Raw genomic sequence first — 19,306 nt, 5'->3', positions numbered from 1 at the left:
TCATATGGCAAACCCATTCCTCCGTCGTGCAACAGAATACGTCCGCGACGACGCTTCCTTTCTGTCGATCGTCAGCCCTTCTCCGCTCACCACGTTTCTCGCGAAGAATAAGCACAAGGACGACATGTTCGAGGTGCCGGTGCGCATTATCGGCTCGCCGGGCAGTGGAAAGACGATGCTGGCGACCCTCGCCGAGTTCAAAATGGTCGAGGCAATCTTGAAGGACCGCACCAACGCCACCAACCGGACCCTCGCCGCAGCGCTCGCCGAAGCCGGATTTCTCCAGAACGCCATCCCGCATGTCGCCGCCGTGAGGGTTCCGATGGAATCTGAATACCGCGAGTTCTGGGAACTTCCCTACGACCCCGCAGTGAAGACGAAGCTTGCCTTCTGGCTGGTGCAGGCGCGAGCCATGCTTGGCCTCATTCGGAACCTAACAGCCAATAAAACCCGCAGCCTCGACGGGATCACCTTCGTGCCGCGAGCGGAATACGAGGCGCATCTGGAGCAGATCGGCGGCCTCACCGCCGTAGGCGTCCGGGATAGGGCGCTCGCCGTTCAGCGCGCGATTTACTCCATCGGCGCCGGCCTGCGACCGCCCAAGCTCGGCGACCTGCCCGAGGAGGCGACCGCCCCATACGCGCCGTTCGACGCCATTCAGCGGATCAGGATCGAATGGGAAGGAGATCTGATCGAAGTGACGCCGCTGGTGATGCTGGACGACGTACACGCGCTGCACCACGATCAGCTCGAAGAGATGTTCGAGACGCTGTCGCACCGAGAAATGCGTTTCGGGCGATGGATGATGATGCGGCTCGACGCCCTCAGCCCGGGAGCGGTGCTTCGATCGCCAGGCGCTCAACCTTCGCACGGGCGCGCTCAAGGGCGAGACTTCGTGGACATCCGCATGCAAGTGGTGGAGGACGGCAAGAAGGACACCGCCAGGCGTCAGTTCCGAACGATGGCGAAGGACATGGCAAAACGTTATCTGCCGCTGGTCGAGGCGCTCCGGAACCGTGGGGCAACCGACATCGAGCGGCTGCTTCCATCAGAGCCGCCGAGCGTCACGGCCCCTCAAATCCGCTCGCTTAGCGAGAAGATCGCCCGGGAGCAGGTGAAGCTCGGCGTCGCGGATTCCAGACGCAAGGAGATCGACGCGATCGTGGCCGATTACCTCAAACGCTCGCGGTCTTACGACGACGGACCGGAAGTTGCGCTCGCCATGGTGCGGATCCTGATCCACCGATATGCCGTCCGTATAGCGCGCTCCGCCCCTTCTCTCTTCGAGGACTTTGATCCCGATCCGAAGACGCCGCTGAAAGCTGACTCTGATGTAGCGCATGGTGCTCGCCTCCACCTCTATCACGAGCTTGGACGGCCATTCCATTTCGGGGTCGATGACATCTGCGACGCGAGCAACGAGAATGCGGAAATATTCCTCCAGTTCGCCGGCGCGCTAGTGGCGAATATCGAGACCCGGGCCATCCGCAACGAGGATTTGCCGCTCCCGGCGAGGGTCCAGCAGAAGGTGCTTGCGGACAAGGCGCGCGCGATCATGGACGGCTGGGCCTTCCCCCATGCCGCCCGAGTACGCAGCATGGTCGACCAGATCGCTAGAGATTGCGTGTCCGAATCTCTGTTGCCGAACGCTCCCCTCGGTGCCGGCGCGAACGCGATCGGCATCCTCGAAGAGGAATTGCAGGAACTCTCCCTCGACGACGAGCTCGGTGCGGTGTTGAAGCATGCCATCGCCAACGGCGCGATCACGATCGAGCGCGACTATGGTCAAGGCGGCAAGCACTGGGCGCTGATCGAACTCACGGGCACGGTCAGCCTAGTTCACGGGCTCACCTACAACCGGGGTGGATTCCTGGAGAAGCGGGTAGGATACCTGCGGGAAGTTGCGGGCCTGGCGAATGCGTAATCATTGGTCGAACTGCATCACCAACTTCGATCAAGACGTTGACGCGTTCGTTGGCGACTACTTCAACGATCCAAAGCGGAAGGTCCTGCTGGTCGCGGCGGCCGGTTTCGACCCACGCTCTCAACGCGTTTCCAAGATGCTGGCAGATGCACTCGGAGACCGCCTCACAGCCTATTACATCCGCGAGGAGAGGCCAGGCGCCACCGATGAACTAGTGAAGCGGGCTGAGGGTAACGAGGCCGCTCTGAAAGCGATTGTGCCGGAATCGAAAATCTTCAAGATCGACGTCTTCGCCGACGACGGCGCTCCTGTCGGCGGCGCGCGGGTGGTCGCCGAGATCTTGGCAAATCCGATTGCCTCCGACGTTACGGATGTCATCCTCGACCTAAGCGCCCTTTCGATCGGTATCGGATTTCCGGCGGCCAAACTGCTTCTGGAGGAATGCGAGGCCGACGAAGCGCGCGCATTCCACCTCATGATCGTTTCCAACCCTGAACTTGACGATTTGATTTCGAGCGTGCCGTCCAGCCGGATCAGTCCGGTCAAAGGTTTCGCTCCCGACGTAGGAATGAGCTCGCTGGATGCTGCGCAAATCTGGATCCCGCAGCTAGCGCGCGGCAGGGCCTCAACGCTGACGCAGATTGGTGCTACTCCCGGCAACTGGTATAAAATCTGCCCGGTTCTTCCTTTCCCCGCGCGCAACCCTCGCCGCGCCGACGACCTGCTCACCGAGTATCAGAACGAACTGGTCAACGAATGGGAGATCGATCCACGCGACATCGTCTACGCGTCAGAAAAGAACCCACTCGACTGCTATAGGACGCTCTCGACCCTAAAGCAGCGCTTTGATCGGACGATGGACGGAACATACGAACCACGGATGGTCCTCTCGCCGCTGGGCAGCAAAGTTCTCGCCGCTGGAGCCATGATGGCAGCGATCGAACACGGCATGTCGGTCCAATACGTTGAAACGGAGAGCTACGACTTCAGCGCCACAAAGTCGTCGATTGGAGGGCCTCCAGACATGCTTGTGCACCTGGTACTCTCCGGTCCGCTCTATGCAGGATATCTCTCCGAATGAGCACGCCGAGGCTCAGCTCGAAGCTGGACGCCCTGCCAGCCACCCTCGATATGATAGCTGGCTTCGACCCATCTTCCATTGCCACGGCACTGGCCCGCGGCGGTGCTCGGGGCGCGTTGGCGGTCGGATCTGGCGGATCGGTTGTCGCTGCGGAATACTTCCTCAGGTGCCGGGACTCGCTTGGGTTTGGGCTAACGTCGGTCGCGACGCCGATGCAAGTGGTCACCGACCACTTCGCTCTCGCATCGACTCCGGTCTGGCTGTTCAGCGCGGGCGGCGACAATCCTGACGTCAGTGCCGCCGCCAAAGCTGCCATCGATCGTGGATGCCGCGACATAAACATCGTCACTCGCAACGCCGCGGGCGCTGCGGCCGCGCTGGTATCGAAGTGCGGCGGACACGTTCATGTTGTGCCAGTTGCCGACGAGAAGGACGGCTATCTCGCCACCCACTCCCTGCTCTCGATGACGGCTAGTCTTCTGATGGCCAGCGCAATGGTGTCGCGCGAATCGGTCGCCAGCCCATCGCCTCTGGAGGTGATCTCGGCGCGGCTGGCCGCCTCGCGCAATCCCGGCGAGCGGATCCGCCTCACGGAGAAATGGCAGGGCATTCGAAAGTCGGACACCCTTGTCATCGCAGGTGACACTCTGCTTCGACCTGTCGCCTGTCTACTCGACACGTCGTTCTGGGAAGCATCGATCTGTCCGGTTCAGACCACCGACCTTCGCAATCTCGCGCATGGTCGGCATGCGTGGTTCCACCACCGAACCGACGAAACGGTTCTGCTTGCGTTGACCGGAAGCTCGTCGCGCTCGACATGGCGAGCGATCGAGGGGGCCCTTCCCGAAGGCCTGCGACGCGTGAGCATCGACTACGGCACTTGCGGAAGGCTCGCGAACATACTCGGCCTCATCGACGGACTGGCAGTCATCGAGGCGGTTGGCGACGTCCTGAGCATCGACCCCGGCAAACCAGGTATCGGTGAGTTCGGAAGGGCGATCTACGACGACAGGTCTCTAGAGACGCTTGCTCATGAGCTTCCTGCCAGCGTCCGTCATAAGCGTGCTGCCATAGCGAAGGCGGACTCTGCCCCGCCGGAGAATCTGAGCCTTCTGACGATTTGCTCCGCACGCTTTCAAGACCTGGAGCAGGCACTCGTGGGCGGCGTCGTGTTCGACTATGATGGGACAATTGTTTCGACTGAAGATCGCTTCAAGGTCCCCGACCAGGCGATCATCGACCAGCTTGTTCGACTGCATCGCTTAGGGGTCAAGATCGGCATCGCGACAGGACGGGGCGGTTCCGCTGGCGATGATCTGCGCAAGGTTCTTCCCCCAGACGTCCTGCCCTCTATAATCATCGGATACTATAACGGCGGGCACATCCGCACTGCAGACGTCGATATCGACCTCGATCCGCCAGCCGCCAATCCCGCCATCGCCGCGACCGTAACCTGGCTGAACAAACAGGACGAGTTGTTCTTGGTGAAGACCTTCAAGGCTCGCCCGGTTCAGATCTGCATAGATAGGCATAGGTTGCGTTACCCGTTCCGGTTCGCGCTCGATGTTGCGCGTTGTCCCCAAATCGAAAGCGGAGAAGTCAGAATATCCGAGTCCGGGCACAGCTTCGACATTATACCGTCGTCTTCGACAAAGACGACGGTAGTCGAGGCGATCCGTAGCGTCGCCGGCGATGGAAAGGGAGTACTCTGCTTCGGTGACAGCGGCTCGTCTTCGGGAAACGACCACGCGCTCCTGTCGCACGCCTACGGCATCAGCGTCGGCGAGGTATGCGGCGCGCCGAACGGTTGCTGGTCCCTGTTCGGCAGCACGATAACCGGACCGACGGCACTTCTCAGAGCGTTAAGTGCTTTGGTGGCATCATCGTCTGGCGAGATTCGTTTGGATGTGTCCGCGCTGAAGCTCGACAGGCAATGATTGAAGGAATACTAAACGAGAACATGGGCACATCGACTCACCTTCAATACCTCTTCGACGTCGCAGGGACCGGGCTCACCGTGCTCGACAGAATCTACGCTGACGGCGATCTGACGGATGAGGCTCTCGGCGGCTCCTGCGGCAACGTTCTTGTCTCGCTGGCAATGCTCCATCGCAATGTTGTACCTCTGCTGATGTTGGGTGACGACATCGAAGGCGGTCGCTTGGTTGCCGAGTTCGTCAAGGCCGGTGCCGTCGTGGATCACATCCATCTCAAGTCGGGAACACGCTCTCCCATCATAGCTCAGGAACTCGACACAGCGTCCGGCCACCACGACTTCACTTTCGTGTGTCCGGAGACGAGCGAAGAGCTTCCGCGCTATGTTCCGATCGGAGAGGACGAGGTGGCGTCGGCGCTCCATGTCCTCACGCAGTGTAACGTGTTCTATGCTGACCGTCTTTCTGCGAGCATCCTGCGTGCCATGAAGGCCGCTCGTCTATCCGGTGCGATCGTTTTCTTCGAGCCCTCGGATGTCGATCATGACGACATGTTCACTGAGGCGCTCGGCCTCGTCTCCATCCTTAAATACTCGGTCGACCGACTAGGCTCGCAGCTGGCCGATCTGCACCACGACTGCGTCCGTATCGTCACCTACGGCGCAGCGGGGCTCGAGGTCCGGCATGATGACAACGCCGTCTGGTGCTCGGCGATTGACGCCCCATCCGTCCTCGACACCTGCGGATCGGGTGACATGGTCAGCGTCGGCGTGATCGATTGGATGCTTTCGTCAGGCATCCGGGCCGAAGAGCTATGCGCCTCGGTGCTGATCGAAGGCATCGTGGCCGGCCAACGTCTGGCCGCCGAGAACTGCGCGTTTGCGGGGGCGCGTGGCCTCTTCAAGCACTGCGGACCAAACTATGCTCGCGCAGTGCTGGGCGAGCGTCGGACCTATTCAGCGGCGACTAGGTAGCCTTCAGCCTCCTGCCGCAGCTCCTCGCGGATTTCCATCAGGAGCACCCCAAGCATATTCTTGCCCGATCCGTTCACTTCGCCCCAGAGCCGATTTACTTCGTTGTCCACCGTGGCGGATTCCACGAGGCGAGCATCGCCCGTCGATAGCAGCAACTCACGTAGGTCGGCGTGCTGGGTGAACTTCGCACGGAGAACGCCGCGCATTCGGTCGAACTTGGATGTCGACCAGCCAGGGGCGACATCCCAGTAGTACAGCCCGTGCGCCGCCATCGCGAGTAGCGAAGGCGAAGGCGCCGACATTAGCCACTTGCGCACTTCCGGCTTGCGGGCCTTGCCGGCTTGGTAGGCGTGCTCGCTTGTGACGAACGTCTCGCCCTCGAACTCCACGTCCCGACGATAGAGATTGCTGAACGCCCCGTAGGGCTTTTCGCTGGCCCGATAGAACCGAATTTCGTCCATTCGCGACCTCCTTGCAAATTCACTTGATTATATGCATGCTAATTTGCATGAAGCCAACAATCAAGCAGCTTGATGATCTGAAGGCGAAAATCGTCGACGCTCGCGCGTCGAGGGGGCTCACCTACGCTGAACTTGGAAGAATATCCCTTGTCCACCCCAGCCAGGTGGGTCGCATTTGCGAGGGCCGCTTCAAGACATTCAGTTACAACGTCGTGCAAGTCTGCAAAGCGCTCGAGATCAAGGTGCCGCGCCTCGAGCCCAATCATTCGGGAATTGCGCCCGAATGGGCCCAGGCGATGTCTAGCATGCGCAAAATCTGGGATGACACTCCTGAAGGCGCGCAGGTCATCACACGTATACTGGACGCGATTGCTGATCTGAAAATCCGCACCGAATAGGTTGTGTTATCGCTTCGAAGGAAGGTGTGTTGCGGCTAGACCAGTGGTTCTGACATCGGCCTTGGAATGGCTTGATTTGGGTCGGCAACCGACATTGCACTTCGCGCATAACAACGAAGCCATCTCAGTTTCTGAATCGGAAACCTGCCATTCTCAGCTAGAGTGAACAAAGCTAACTGCCTCATCGCTTCTCGCGGAAGTCCCAGAGCGGAATGCCCATCTTGCGCGCCTTGTCAGCCAGATTGTCCTGGATGCCGGTGCCGGGAAATACGACCAGACCTACGGGTATGGCTTCGAGCATACGATCGTTGCGCTTGAACGGAGCGGCCTTCTTGTGTCGGTTCCAGTCGGGACGGAAGGCGACCTGCGGCACGCGGCGCGTGTCGGCCCAGCAGGCGGCGGCGCGTTCGGCACCAGTTGGTGTGGCGCCGTGGAGCAAGACCATGTCGGCATGACGCGCATGAACCCGGTCGAGGACATCCCAGATTGCCGAGTGATCGTTGCAATCGGGGCCACCGGTGAAGGCAATACGGGTGCCTTCGGGCAGCAGAACGCGGGCATTTTCTCTGGCGCGTTTGTCGAGGAAGTCGCGGCTGTCGATGATGGCTGAGGTCATGGCCTTGCGGTTGACGCGGGATCCGGTGCGAGGCGTCCAGGCCTTGCGGGCGTGGATGCGGAATTGATCGGCGGCGGCTTCGCGGAAGAATTCCATCGTGTCGCGGCGTTCGATGAGCGAGATGCCTTCGGCGATCTGGCGCTCAAGTTCGACCGAGCGCACTTCGCTGCCATCCTGTTCGCGCTGAAGGCGTTTTTGCGCCTGTTCATTGTCGTCAAGATCGCGTTCGACTTTCTCGCCGGCGCGGTGGAAGATGTTGACGACGTTCCAGAGCAGGTCTTCGAGATCGGGTTCAATGCGGGTGTCGATCAAAGCTGAGACAAGCCCGTCGAACATGTCGGCGACCGCGCCACCGGCAAGGCGGGCATCGGGTAGCGGCCTGCCATCGGGTTCGTCCTCGAAGGGCCGATAGCCGTAGAGTTGCATTTCCTGAAGGAGATAGGCGGTTGAGCCGAGTTCGGGGGTGGTATCTTCAAGGGGAAGATCTGGGGCGCTTGCCATGATGGTCTCCGTGTCCTGAGCCGCGCCTCTCGCGGCCTTCGTGGCGACGACCAGCGGCTGCGGGTACGGGTCTGCACCGCGCGGAAACGCGCGGCCGGAGCGCCAGCGTAGGATGGCGAAGAAAGGCTATTTTGTTTCGCGATGCAAAGGGGCGCAGCCCCGGCGGAAAATAGCCGCAGCGCAGCCATTGCGGTGCCCGTGTCCGCTGCCGCAGTCGCCCCCTCCCGAAGGCCGAGGGCGTGGCGACCTTCAAGGACCGGGAGAGGTGGCCATGCGCACCACTGCCCCGGAAAATCCCCCGCTTACCGGCCAACTTCGCTCATTCTTTGAGAAACCGCACGGCATCGGCGGCACTGAGCTGCACCCGAATGGCCGCTGCCAGTCGCTCGTGGCCATAGGCTGTAAGGTCGCTGTTGAAATCGTCGAGCCGGGGTTCAAGCGGTATGACCGCAATGCCCACCGGTTCGCATCGCTCGGTCAAGGTCAACAATGCCGTTGCCCCGGCTGGATCATCATCGCGCGCGACATAGAGGCAGCGCAGCGCAGCAGGGAACTGGATGGCAGCGAGGTGGGCGGCCGATAGTCCTGCGATCATGGGCATGAATGGCATCACCTGCCGCAACGACAGGAGAGTTTCGAGGCCTTCACCGGCAACCATGACACCGTCCGCTTTGCCGAACCGGACGCCCGAGCCGAGCAAGTGCCCCATGGCGCGTCGTGGATATGCGACAGCGGCTTTGTCGTGGGATTGTGGATCAAGCCAAGTGCGGTGAACCCCCGTGATGGTGCCCTCATTGTCGGTGACTGCAGCGATCATGGCGGGCCATGCCTCCCGCACTCCGGGGACATCATCTTCAGCAGGCCTATAGTAGCAGCGCGGATGGAAACGCAGTTGATCAATGCCGGACAGATCGATGATCGACCGGCGACCAAGATAACGCGCTGCGATGCTGTTCGTGATCGGCTTTGAGGCGGCCCATAGGCGCCGGGCCGCTTCTGGTGTGCCGGTCGGCGCTTTGCGTATGGTCGGGTTTCGGGGCTTGATCTCATCAGGCGGCGGCAGACTCAGGAATTGGCGGGCTTCGTCGAGCGTTTCGCGCATGGTCTGGTGGGCACAGCTTGCGGCGATGATGTCGAGAAGATCGCCATGGTCGCCGCTTTGCGCGTCTGTCCATTTGCCTGCGCCTCCCCGGCTCTCGGTTGTCGCAGACAATCGGACGTAGAGACTGCGACCTGGCGAATTGTGAACATCGCCGACCAGCCAGTAGCGGCCTTCACGGCGACCATTGGACAGGTAACGACGGCAGACCGCCTCAGCTGAGGCGGCAAGGCGGCGGGCGATATCGGTGGCGGGACTATCCACGCGGGGCTCCTTCAGGCGGCTTTGCGTGTCGCGATCCGTTGGATCGGAAACCGGTCCAGCAGCTTGGCGAGCACATCCACCCCGACAGCCCCTGTCGGTATGTAGAGCTTGAGTTTCCACGAGACGATCTCGGAGATCAAGCCCATTGCCTTCAATCGCTCGATGCCAAGATCGTTGAAGCCTGTCAGTTCGATCCGCCAGTCATTCATGGCGCGGACGCGAGCGAGCGTCTGATCTTCGGCCAGATGCAGTTTGGCATCTCCGGCACACAGCATCGCCCAAGCGTCGGCAGGCACGACGGACGCCGTGTCCTGCTCAATCACCGTGGCGACCCAAGCGGGTGAAACCTTGCGGCCGATCACGCGCTCGCCAGCATCGGTTTGCAGGCGGTAGACGCGGGTCGATTCATTGGGGAGTCGCCGCCAGATCGGCAGCAGCAGGCCTGAAACAATGTGCAGGGTCGAGGTTTCGAACTCAGGCAAGTCGGCAAGTTCGGCCTGCCAGACTTCGCTGAACCGCTCACGGTCCACCGGCTCCCAATGACTGGTCGCGAACACCTCGGCGAGAATATTGGTCGCCTCCAAAGGCCGGACGAGGCGGATGCGCGGGTGAATGCCGCCATCATCGTCGATCAGGCTGCGCGCGCGCAATTTGACTGCCGCGCGCCCAGACCGGGTATTGATCACCAGTTCGGCATCGCGATCCACTGCCATGGCCAGCGCCCTCTCGAGCACAACCGGCTCGATCCGGTCTTTGCGTTCGATGGTCAGGAGGTGGGTCACAGCACCGGTGCCGGGATGGGTGTAGATGGTCTTGCGGTCGGAGACCGAGAAGCTTTCGGCGCGCAGGGTTTCGAGGCCCATTTCATAGGTGCCGCTGGCGATTGCGCCTTCGACCCGGGCCGTCAGCAGACCCTCGAAGGCCTCGAACAGGATGTCCTGCATGGAAATGGTGAGCGCCAGCATCCGGTTGAGGAAGGTCGTGATGGGCGGAAGCTCGTCCTTGAGCCCGCCGTCACTGTCGAGCAGCGACAGGCCGGTGGCTGTTTCGAATTGCCCGAGCGAACAGCCATCGATCTTGCCGCGCACCAGCAATTGGTAAAGCTGGCGCAGGGCATCGCGGGCATAGTAGGATTCCAGATTGTCGCTGGCGCTGAACATGTTCTGGCCGCCGGTTTGCCGCTGGCCGCGCGTGATCGCCCCTAGACTGTCGAGCCTTCGGGCGATCGTCGAGATGAAGCGCTTCTGCGCCTTCACGTCGGTCGATACCGGGCGGAACAGCGGTGGCTGCTTCTGATTGGTGCGGTTGGTGCGGCCAAAGCCCTGAATGGCGGTGTCGGCCTTCCAGCCTGCTTCGAGCAGGTAGTGGACGCGGCGGCGCTGGTTCTTCACGCCAAGGTCGGCATGATAGGACCTGCCCGTGCCGCCAGCCTCGGAGAAGACGAGGATGTGCTTCTTGTCATCCATGAACGCATGGGTTTCAGCGATGTTGGCAGAGGCTGGCCGGTTCTCGACAGCAAAGCGGACTGAACCATCGCTGTTGGCGCGGGGCACAATACGACGGGAACGTCCGGTCACCTCGGCAACCGCATCGCTCCCGAAATGCTGGACAATCTGGTCAAGCGCGCCGGGCACAGGCGGCAAAGCGGCAAGCCGCTCGAGCATCGCATCACGGGCACGGCAGGCTTCGCGATTGAGGATGGGGTTGCCATCCGCGTCGAATGCGGGCCGCGACGCGAGATTGCCCTCGCTGTCGGTGAAAGGCTCATAGAGCTGCACAGGAAAACTGTGCGCGAGATAGTCGAGCACATATTCACGCGGCGTGATGTCCACGGAAACATCATCCCATTCGTCGGTCGGGATTTCGGCAAGACGGCGTTCCTGCAACGCTTCGCCCGTCGATACGATCTGGACCACACAGGCGTGACCGGCCTCAAGATCGCGCTGGATCGCCTGAATGGTACTTGGCGTCTGCATTGCGGTGATCAGGTGATTGAAGAAACGTTGCTTGGCGCTCTCGAACGCTGATCGCGCTGCCGACCGGGCCGGTGCGTTCAATGTCCCATGGGATGCACTGGTAACGCCGGAGGCTTCGAGCGCCGCATCGAGATGGGCGTGAATGACCTGAAATGCCCCGGCATAGGAATCGTAAATCCGCACTTGCTCAGGGGTCAGTTGGTGCTCGAGCAGGTCATATTCGACACCGTCGAATGACAATGAACGGGCAGCATAAAGGCCGAGCGCCTTCAGATCGCGGGCCAGCACCTCCATGGCAGCAACGCCGCCATCCTCAATCGCGGCCACGAAATCGGCGCGTGAGGCGAAAGGGAAGTCTTCGCCGCCCCACAGCCCGAGTCGCTGGGCGTAGGCAAGGTTCTGCACCGTCGTGGCACCAGTGGCCGAGACATAGACGATGCGGGCACTGGGCAGGGCATGTTGCAGCCGCAGGCCTGCCCGTCCCTGCTGCGAAGCCGAGACATCGCCGCGCATGCCCTTTCCGCCTGCGGCATTGGCCATGGCGTGCGCCTCGTCAAAGATGATGACACCGTCAAAGTCACGGCCAAGCCACTCGACGATCTGCTGGACCCGGCTCGCCTTGGCGCCCCGCTCCTGCGAACGCAGGGTCGCATAGGTCGTGAACAAGATGCCTTCCGTCAGCTTGATGGGTGAACCCTGCCGGTAGCGTGACAACGGCGTCACCAGCAGACGTTCCTGCCCCAAAGCCGACCAGTCGCGCTGAGCATCCTCTAGCAGGCGGTCCGATACCGAAACCCAGAGCGAACGACGGCGGCCTTTGAGCCAGTTGTCGAGGATGATGCCTGCGACCTGACGGCCTTTGCCCGCGCCCGTGCCGTCACCCAGAAACCAGCCCCGGCGAAAGCGGACGGCAGCATCGTTTTTCTCAGCTGCCGCCGAGACCAGATCCCATGTTTCGTCAACGGTCCATGCGCCTGCCAGATGCCCGGTATGGGCCTCGCCAGCGTAGATTACGGATTCCAGCTGCGCGTCGGACAACACGCCGTCACCCAACAGGTGCTCGGGCAAGTGCGGGCGATAGGTTGGTTTGGGCGGGGCCACCGAGGCCATCGACGCCGATTGAACCAGCGGCGTCGGGTGCGGCAATGCGCCGGAAATGATGACCGATTGAAGTCCATATCGTTCGTAGATGCTGTCACCGAGTTGCCCCTCGGGCGGAGACCAGTCAGCAGTTGAATAGGTGAGTTCAGGCGCATCGGCATCGACCAAGGGATTGATCTGGGCAGTCCGAGCAACCGCGCGGCTCGCGGGCGACGGCGAAGAAGCGCAATGCAGTCCTGCACCGGGCAATGGGGCAATCGGTCCGCGCGGCGGCACCTGCGCTTCGACCCATTTGAGCAAGGTCGCTGTGTCAGGAGCGGTTCCTGAACTTGGAACGAAAGTCGTGGGATCGGAAGCGGGCAGCTTGTCGATCACCGTCAATCGCGTGTCGATCGTCGTGCCGTGCTTGCGATAGACCTTGCCGTCGATGGCTGCGGTGAAGACCACACGTCCGGTCCCCTGCAACCGGATGAAAGCATCGCGCCATGCTGGAGCATCAGGAGAACAGCCAGCGCCGGTAATGACCACCAGCCGGCCCCCATTCTCGAGCCGGGCCAGGGCGGAAGCGATGTGACGAAACGCGGCGTCCTTCATCGTCCGCTCAACATGCGCGACAGCCGAAAATGGCGGGTTCATGAGGATAACGCTCGGGCGTGCCGAAATGGGCATGCGATCATCAATCGACGCGGCGTCATGTCTGCTGACAGCCACGCCCGAGAACAAGCGTGACAGCAGTGTTGCCCTGCCTTCAGCGAGTTCATTCAGCACGAGCTGTGCACCGGCCAGTTCGGCCTGGATCGCCAACATGCCTGTGCCAGCAGAAGGTTCGAGCACAGTTTCGCCTGCGCCGATCGAAGCAGCGACAACGGCGACGAAGGACAGGCCAGCGGGCGTCGAATATTGTTGCAAGGCCTGGCTGGTTTCAGAGCGCCGGGTGTGGGTTGGCATAAGAGCCGCTACCCGCTCAATCAGCGCAAGGGAGCGAGATCGGGAGCCGCTGCGTGACAAGATTGCCGGGCCAAAACGGCGCAGGAAAAGGATTTGAGCAACCTCACAGGCATCGTAGGCGCTCTTCCAATCCCATGCACCTTCAGCATCGGTGCCGCCAAAGGCTACCGACATCGCATCGCGCAGGCAGGCGGATTCAACAAGCTGCCCGGTTTCGAGTAGGGGTAGAAGCGAGGTGGCTGCGGTTAGCAGCGCACGCGCACGCTCATCAAATGCGCAATGCGGGGCGAGCGGCGCAGCGCCAAGCGCTGCGTCCGTTAGGATATGGGCCATTGGTGGGATCTCCGGGAGAGCAGGAAGGGCGGATCACGCCCAGACACTCTCTCTCAAACCCGGGCGGTTCGCCCGCTCCCGGCAAGGCTCTGCCTCTGAATTCGGCTACCCTACATCCACGGAGGCTACCGAAAATTGCTTGCAACAAACGATGGGTACATCAATTTTGCTTTGCGGAAGGTTTCGACCAGACATGTCGCTCAGATCAACCATCACGAACGTCAGCTCCTTGCCGAAGCTGCCGTTGTTACATCGCCAAGCGGGCGGTCCCCCAGGTTGACACAGATGTAATCGATCGCCGCCGCCTCACGCCGCTGGGGCAGATAATGGTGTGCCATTCGCTGGAAGTGACGCTCGGGTGGGGACCGGATTCACGTCGCCCTCCGTCGGTTCGTTCTCGTTGCTGATCCGCATCATCATCCTGTAGTGAGCAATATGGCCGGTTTTCTCGAAGACCTGCTCGAACACGCGAAGGTAATTTTGGACGGCGTTGTCGTCGGCTGCGAGGTAGATGTCGTCGTGCGCGCTGTGGGACCCGTCATTGATCCATGAGAACAATGAAGCGCAGACTTGGGCGTCGCGTCCGTTGAATAGCGCAACAATGGCATCCTGTCGCCAGCCGCCGAGAACGACGAGATAGTTCTCTACGATCCGCCGCACAGTGTTTTGGATGGTAAGGTTGGCGCGCTCGGAATTGCGCACGTCCTCCCAGAGCAGCTCATAGGAGGTTTTTACCGGATTGAACGCGTAGTGGTGAAGCGACGAGAAGTTATCGCGCTTCCGCACCACCCAGAACGACTCATCCCGTCGGCAACCCGATGGGGGGCGATCCCGATCGTAGCTCACCTCCTTGTGAAAATAGATGTTATGCGTGAGTACAAAGACTTGCCGGACCCAGCCCTTTCCGGCGCGAACATCGCCGATCACCTTCCGGATGAGCGCACTCACGATGAACAAAACATCGGAATCGAGGCTTGAGACGGGATCGTCGAATACCACCACCTTATCAACTGTGGTGCCTGTGCCGGACGTGCTGCCAGCTAGCATGTGATAGAAGTAAAGGAAGGTGATAAACGACCGCTCCCCTTCGCTCAGCGTCTTCGCGGCGTCTGAACCATCGTGGCGGACGATTCGGTACATATCCCCGCGCTCCCCAGCGACGGCTAGCTTAAAGCTGGTGAAGCCGAATGAGGCGAGAATTCGGTTGATCTCATCAACCGTCGGCTTGACGCTCGTGATGCTGGCCTCTTTGGCCTTCAACTGGACATCGAGCCGGAAACGCTCGCCCCTCTTTTCCGCGATCTTAGCTTCAAGGCCCTCTATCATCTTGCCAAGCTTGGTCGCCGACGCCTCATAGGTTGTTAGGTCGGTCCGGCGCTCCTCGACGATGAAACGCCATACCAGCGAGGTCAGGGTGCGTTTCGACTTTGACAGGTCACGGATGGTTTCGTTGTATGCATCGATCGCCGTGTTCGCCTGCATCAGAAGATCGCTGATCGCGTCGGCGAACTCCTTCGTATCGTCGAGCGTAATCTCGCTGCTGGGTTCGCGACGCTTCGCTACCAACCGCTCGAGGTTGAGTTCGAACGCCGTCTTCAGCGCATGGTAGCGCTCGGTGAGCGTCTCCGGATTGATGAACCTGCCAGGCGAGGCTACGAGGGCATCAAGGCGTTCCCGCACGACCTTCGTCGCCGCTTCGTACCGCGTGGACAGTTGTGTGACCTCCAAGAGATCCGCCTCATATTGCTCGTCGAAGAATGCGTTCAAGTCTACCAGCAGATTCGCCGGGGCAACCTGCTGGCAGAATGGGCACGAGCCGTCCGCCGCCGTAAGATATTCCACTCCCTGCTTGACCCAGTCGCTGTTGCCCAGGCGACCTATCAGGGCGGCGACGACGACATCGTCACGGCCGACAACCTTCCGTCTAAGAATTGCCGATTTTTCCAAAATGGGAAAGGCGGTTAATGAGATCGGCTGGATAGAGGCTTCTGGCGGCGCCGCATCCCGAAAAACGGCCGCGGCGCGCGCAGTGAGATCCTCTAGGGTTTCGACGTCGGTATTGTTCTCCGCTGCCTCCTTCAACACCTTGTTGCAGAAGGCGACCTTTCCCTGGCGGTGGCCGGTCATGGCTTCCTCGAACACCGCCTTGTGTGCCTGCTGAGATTTCCAGCAAGCCTCGTCAAGCAGCGAGCGAGCGTCTGCGAGATCCTTGCGGCAACCTCCAGTGCCGTCGTCACCTTCGAGCTTCTGGCGTAGTCCGCCGATTTCGCGATCTAGATTGCCGATCTGCTGCTGCAGGTTCTCAATCTCCTCGACGGCTTTCGTCGAATCCTCGCCGAGCGTAAAGATGCCTTTCATCTGCACTCCGAAGTTGGCTTCGGCGAAATCACCGTTGTAGACAAGGGTCGCTATTGCCCGGCCATCTTTCCACGTGACGTTGTAGCCGGCACGGGCCGAAGGATCGTGGATGGCGCGGGATATAGTCGTCTTACCGCAGCCGTTGTGACCGAAGAGATAGTTGATCTTCTTGAGGTCAGTGAGTGTCTCACCTGCGGCAGGATATGTGGCCTCGCCAGAAACCCCAATTGAAATTAGCACTTTCGCCCCCAAGAAATAGTACTTCCTGCAACCGATCTAGCCGTCTGCGCACCTTGCTTCTAGCCGCATTGCCCACTGAATCGGTTCTCGTGGAGAAAAAGGCTCGTGCATACAAAAATTGCCCATCTGCGGCAGGACCTGTGCTTATCGGGTAACGGCTGCTTCAGGCATCCAAGCCGTCATTCAATCCATTCGTTCGGATCGACGGTATTGTCCCATGACCTTCCAGTAGCACGCGCCGACTTCGCTGCCGCTATGAGGCCCGATGAGTCTTCCCGTTAACAGCCGTCTGCAAGCGCGAGTTGGACATCTCATCGGGCATTGGCCCTGCACTGGGCTGCAAACTCGCGTTTAGCCAGGGGAACGACTACTCGCTGGGTTGCGGGCTGGGGTTTTAGCTGCTTATGCGGTTTAACAAGCCTTTTGCACCTCAGTGCAAAGCTTTCTACCCGGTATGGTCCCGGCTAAAGAAAATACGCCCCAGCTCTCTGGAACATCCAAGCAGTCGCCACTATGTTGCGCAATCACGGGGAATTCAAGCATCGAGGGACAAAATGGCTCGCCGCGTATTTTTCAGTTTTCACTATCAGCGTGATATCTGGCGCGTAAATCAAATTCGCAACATCGGGGAGATTGTCGGGGCTTCCGCCGCTGGCTTTCATGACGCCTCGCTCTGGGAAGAAGCCAAGAAGAAGGGCGATGCCGCGATCAAGGCCATGATCGACGAGGGCCTCAAAAACACCTCGGTCACCGTCGTCTGCATCGGCGGCGCAACATCTGGCCGAAAGTACATCAACTATGAGATCAATCAGTCGATAGCTCGCGGCAACGGGCTGCTCGGCATCCAGATTCACGAATTGAAGGACAAGAACGGCAATACTGATGTCGTTGGTGTCACTCCTGCTTTGTTAGTCAATGCTAGCACCCCAGTCTTCAAATATGTCAGTCATGACAAGCTGAAGCTGCGGATCGAGGAAGCCGCAAAGGCCGCGGGCAAATAGGCCACATGATGAAGACCGCAAAGGCCCGGTTCCTCAAGGAATTTCCTGATGCCTTGGTAAATGAAGCCGGTGCGGTGTTCATTGGTGCCGGCGTCTCAATGGGCGCGGGTTATCCCTCTTGGGCTGAATTGCTGCGGGAAATCGGCGAGGAATTGGGGGTCGGGTCCAGCGACGTTCAAGACTTGGCTGCGCTGGCGCAGTGGAGCATTCAGGAAAGTGGCGGCGCGACGCGCGTTCGTAATGTATTGAAAGAGCAGATCGGGAAGAACCTCGATGTGCCAGAGTCACTCAGGATCATCGCGCGTTTTCCGGTTCGGCATATCTGGACGACGAACTACGACCGCCTCGTTGAAAGAGCGTTCGAAGCAATCGACAGACCGATCGATCCGATTTCCGGAACGAAAGATTTGGCGCTTCGGCCTACGCCTGGAGCGACGCGGCTTTACAAGATGCACGGTTCCATTGACCGCCTCGATGATGTTGTCATTTCGACAGACGATTACGAGCTCTATCGTTCAACGCGCGGCTCTTATCTGCCTCTGCTGCAAGCTCATCTCACCAGCATGTCGATGTTGTTCGTTGGGCTGAGCTTTACCGACCCCAATGTCCGACATGTCCTGTCCCTCATTCGGGAGAGCTTTGCGGAGGCTCCGCCTGAACATTTTGCCATTGTCAGGCCGCCTCAGAAAGGGGACTACAAGACCGAAGAGGAATTCAAGGCGCGCTCGGCCCAGCACCGGCTTTGGGCCAAGGATTTGCGGCGCTATGGCCTCGTGGCCGTGGAAATCGACGACTATTCCGAGGTTCCCGAACTCCTGCGTGCAGTCGAACGGCGGGTAGCTATGAACCGGGTATGGGTAAGCGGCAGTTGGCCCACCGAACCTGTCGATAGCGGAACCGCCAGAATCTACTCGATTGCAGAGGGTGCCGGCCGGGCAATAGGCAAATTGGGGCGCTCCCTAGTTAGCGGCGCTGGGCTGGTTGTTGGCTCGGCAACGATCTCCGGGTTTCTCGATACGCTGCGCGCGGGCGGCGGATGGGATCTCGAGCGCCGGCTGATCGCACGCCCTTTCCCGCAGCCGCTAGCGGGTCAACCGGCGAACCGAGCTCAATGGACCGCCTTGCGTGAAGAATTGGCACGGTTGTCAGGGGCTGTGATTTTTGTCGGGGGGGCCAAGACCGTTGACGGTACTGTAGTCATTGCCGATGGCGTGCTTGAGGAGGCCCGATTGGCCGAAGCTGCCGGGGCCTTCCTGTTGCCGATTGGCGCGACTGGCGGGGCCGCCAGACAACTTACAGAGCAAATGATTGGCTCCGGTCTCGCGTGTGATGGCTTTGGCGCGCAGCGGCCAACCGATGATGAACTGCGAGCGCTGTCAGACGCATCGACCAGCACCGGCGATCTTGTCGATCTTGTCGCCACCATTCTCAAGCGGGTTGGCAAAGCTGGCTAGCTCCGGTTCGATATCGGGCGAGGATTTCATCGACAGACAGTTGGGGCTCGTTACGTGATCAGATTTGTCACCAAGGCTGAACTTCGCAGATATGCGGCTGATCTGACCATCACCGAGCAGGCGAGCCTGAGGAAATCCGCCAGTTCTCGACCACTCGAGAGCGCGACCTTCCTGTCGCATTCGAGCAAGGACAAGGAGCTGGTCGTTGGCGCAATTCAGGTGCTCGAAGGCCATGGAGCCCGGGTTTATATCGACGAGATCGATCCAGAGATGCCACCCTACACGAGCGAGGAAACTGCAGGTATCCTGAAGTCCAGAATCCGGCAAACTCAGCGATTTGTTCTTCTGGCGAGCGCCAATAGCAAGGATAGCCGCTGGGTGCCGTGGGAGCTTGGCGTAGCGGATGGCTACAAGGGCCTGGACAAGATTGCCCTGTTCCCGGCCGCTGAAAACAGTTCCGAACCCGATTGGGCGTCGTGGGAATATCTCGGTCTTTATCACCGGATTGTGTGGGGCAACATCAAGGGCCGGACCGATCCTCTGTGGATGGTACTCGACCACCGTCGTTTCAGCGCGATACCACTGAGTGATTGGTTGCGCGGCCCGTAAGGGGGGCGAGGCCAATGGCGGCTTCATGATGTTC

At 60.3% G+C, this 19,306-nt stretch carries 13 protein-coding genes; 8 read left to right on the top strand and 5 right to left on the bottom strand.

Features of this window, described 5'->3' with window-relative positions; translation table 11 throughout:
- The first annotated feature begins 4 nt into the window (after positions 1 to 4).
- The 4 genes from LUA85_RS15370 to LUA85_RS15355 are packed head-to-tail and all read left to right on the top strand — an operon-like array spanning position 5 to position 5,913.
- Positions 5 to 1,924: a hypothetical protein gene (locus tag LUA85_RS15370; protein ID WP_054109471.1), complete on the top strand. Its 1,920-nt coding sequence runs from the start codon at positions 5 to 7 to the stop codon at positions 1,922 to 1,924.
- A complete protein-coding gene (locus LUA85_RS15365; RefSeq protein ID WP_054109470.1) occupies positions 1,917 to 3,005 on the top strand; it encodes a hypothetical protein in 1,089 nt (362 codons plus the stop codon). Before LUA85_RS15370 ends, LUA85_RS15365 begins: the two co-directional genes overlap by 8 nt.
- Positions 3,002 to 4,942: an HAD hydrolase family protein gene (locus LUA85_RS15360; protein WP_231471126.1), complete on the top strand. Its 1,941-nt coding sequence runs from the start codon at positions 3,002 to 3,004 to the stop codon at positions 4,940 to 4,942. Before LUA85_RS15365 ends, LUA85_RS15360 begins: the two co-directional genes overlap by 4 nt.
- Complete coding sequence (locus LUA85_RS15355) at positions 4,939 to 5,913, top strand: PfkB family carbohydrate kinase (RefSeq protein ID WP_054109468.1); 975 nt, start codon at positions 4,939 to 4,941, stop codon at positions 5,911 to 5,913. Before LUA85_RS15360 ends, LUA85_RS15355 begins: the two co-directional genes overlap by 4 nt.
- Here the strand turns inward: LUA85_RS15355 and LUA85_RS15350 are convergent.
- Complete coding sequence (locus LUA85_RS15350) at positions 5,892 to 6,374, bottom strand: NADAR family protein (RefSeq protein WP_054109467.1); 483 nt, start codon at positions 6,372 to 6,374, stop codon at positions 5,892 to 5,894. The two genes, LUA85_RS15355 and LUA85_RS15350, sit on opposite strands and share 22 nt — an antisense overlap.
- A gap of 47 nt (positions 6,375 to 6,421) precedes the next feature.
- On the opposite strand from LUA85_RS15350, the gene LUA85_RS15345 reads away from it, so the two are divergent.
- On the top strand, positions 6,422 to 6,772 hold the full coding sequence (locus LUA85_RS15345) for a helix-turn-helix domain-containing protein (RefSeq protein ID WP_054109466.1): 351 nt from the start codon (positions 6,422 to 6,424) through the stop codon (positions 6,770 to 6,772).
- Between the two features lie 181 nt (positions 6,773 to 6,953).
- Here LUA85_RS15345 and LUA85_RS15340 read toward each other — a convergent pair whose 3' ends face one another.
- The 4 genes from LUA85_RS15340 to LUA85_RS15325 all read right to left on the bottom strand — a co-directional run bounded on the left by LUA85_RS15340 (position 6,954) and on the right by LUA85_RS15325 (position 16,220).
- Positions 6,954 to 7,889, bottom strand: a complete 936-nt coding sequence (locus tag LUA85_RS15340; RefSeq protein ID WP_231471125.1) for a DUF2493 domain-containing protein — start codon at positions 7,887 to 7,889, stop codon at positions 6,954 to 6,956.
- Positions 7,890 to 8,208: 319 nt separating this feature from the next.
- On the bottom strand, positions 8,209 to 9,252 hold the full coding sequence (locus LUA85_RS15335) for a toprim domain-containing protein (RefSeq protein WP_231471124.1): 1,044 nt from the start codon (positions 9,250 to 9,252) through the stop codon (positions 8,209 to 8,211).
- A gap of 11 nt (positions 9,253 to 9,263) precedes the next feature.
- Entirely contained in the window at positions 9,264 to 13,610 is a 4,347-nt protein-coding gene (locus LUA85_RS15330; RefSeq protein ID WP_231471123.1) for a strawberry notch-like NTP hydrolase domain-containing protein, read from the bottom strand.
- A gap of 306 nt (positions 13,611 to 13,916) precedes the next feature.
- On the bottom strand, positions 13,917 to 16,220 hold the full coding sequence (locus LUA85_RS15325) for an AAA family ATPase (protein WP_231471122.1): 2,304 nt from the start codon (positions 16,218 to 16,220) through the stop codon (positions 13,917 to 13,919).
- A gap of 542 nt (positions 16,221 to 16,762) precedes the next feature.
- Between LUA85_RS15325 and LUA85_RS15320 the strand changes: the two genes are divergently transcribed.
- The 3 genes from LUA85_RS15320 to LUA85_RS15310 are packed head-to-tail and all read left to right on the top strand — an operon-like array spanning position 16,763 to position 19,272.
- On the top strand, positions 16,763 to 17,209 hold the full coding sequence (locus LUA85_RS15320; RefSeq protein WP_231471121.1) for a TIR domain-containing protein: 447 nt from the start codon (positions 16,763 to 16,765) through the stop codon (positions 17,207 to 17,209).
- Between the two features lie 5 nt (positions 17,210 to 17,214).
- Positions 17,215 to 18,663, top strand: a complete 1,449-nt coding sequence (locus tag LUA85_RS15315) for an SIR2 family protein (protein WP_231471120.1) — start codon at positions 17,215 to 17,217, stop codon at positions 18,661 to 18,663.
- A 54-nt stretch (positions 18,664 to 18,717) separates the two neighbouring features.
- Entirely contained in the window at positions 18,718 to 19,272 is a 555-nt protein-coding gene (locus LUA85_RS15310) for a toll/interleukin-1 receptor domain-containing protein (RefSeq protein ID WP_231471119.1), read from the top strand.
- The last annotated feature ends 34 nt before the right edge of the window (positions 19,273 to 19,306 follow it).

Source organism: Novosphingobium sp. CECT 9465, assembly GCF_920987055.1.
Taxonomy (GTDB): domain Bacteria; phylum Pseudomonadota; class Alphaproteobacteria; order Sphingomonadales; family Sphingomonadaceae; genus Novosphingobium.
The sequence above is the reverse complement of the archived record's forward strand: the minus strand, read 5'-3'. Positions and strand labels throughout refer to the sequence as shown.

Excerpts from the sequence above, each read along its gene's own strand:
- LUA85_RS15370 (WP_054109471.1), top strand. The coding sequence starts at position 5 with ATGGCAAACCCATTCCTCCGTCGTGCAACAGAATACGTCCGCGACGAC.
- LUA85_RS15365 (WP_054109470.1), top strand. The coding sequence starts at position 1,917 with ATGCGTAATCATTGGTCGAACTGCATCACCAACTTCGATCAAGACGTT.
- LUA85_RS15360 (WP_231471126.1), top strand. The coding sequence starts at position 3,002 with ATGAGCACGCCGAGGCTCAGCTCGAAGCTGGACGCCCTGCCAGCCACC.
- LUA85_RS15355 (WP_054109468.1), top strand. The coding sequence starts at position 4,939 with ATGATTGAAGGAATACTAAACGAGAACATGGGCACATCGACTCACCTT.
- LUA85_RS15350 (WP_054109467.1), bottom strand. The coding sequence starts at position 6,374 with ATGGACGAAATTCGGTTCTATCGGGCCAGCGAAAAGCCCTACGGGGCG.
- LUA85_RS15345 (WP_054109466.1), top strand. The coding sequence starts at position 6,422 with ATGAAGCCAACAATCAAGCAGCTTGATGATCTGAAGGCGAAAATCGTC.
- LUA85_RS15340 (WP_231471125.1), bottom strand. The coding sequence starts at position 7,889 with ATGGCAAGCGCCCCAGATCTTCCCCTTGAAGATACCACCCCCGAACTC.
- LUA85_RS15330 (WP_231471123.1), bottom strand. The coding sequence starts at position 13,610 with ATGGCCCATATCCTAACGGACGCAGCGCTTGGCGCTGCGCCGCTCGCC.
- LUA85_RS15320 (WP_231471121.1), top strand. The coding sequence starts at position 16,763 with ATGGCTCGCCGCGTATTTTTCAGTTTTCACTATCAGCGTGATATCTGG.
- LUA85_RS15315 (WP_231471120.1), top strand. The coding sequence starts at position 17,215 with ATGATGAAGACCGCAAAGGCCCGGTTCCTCAAGGAATTTCCTGATGCC.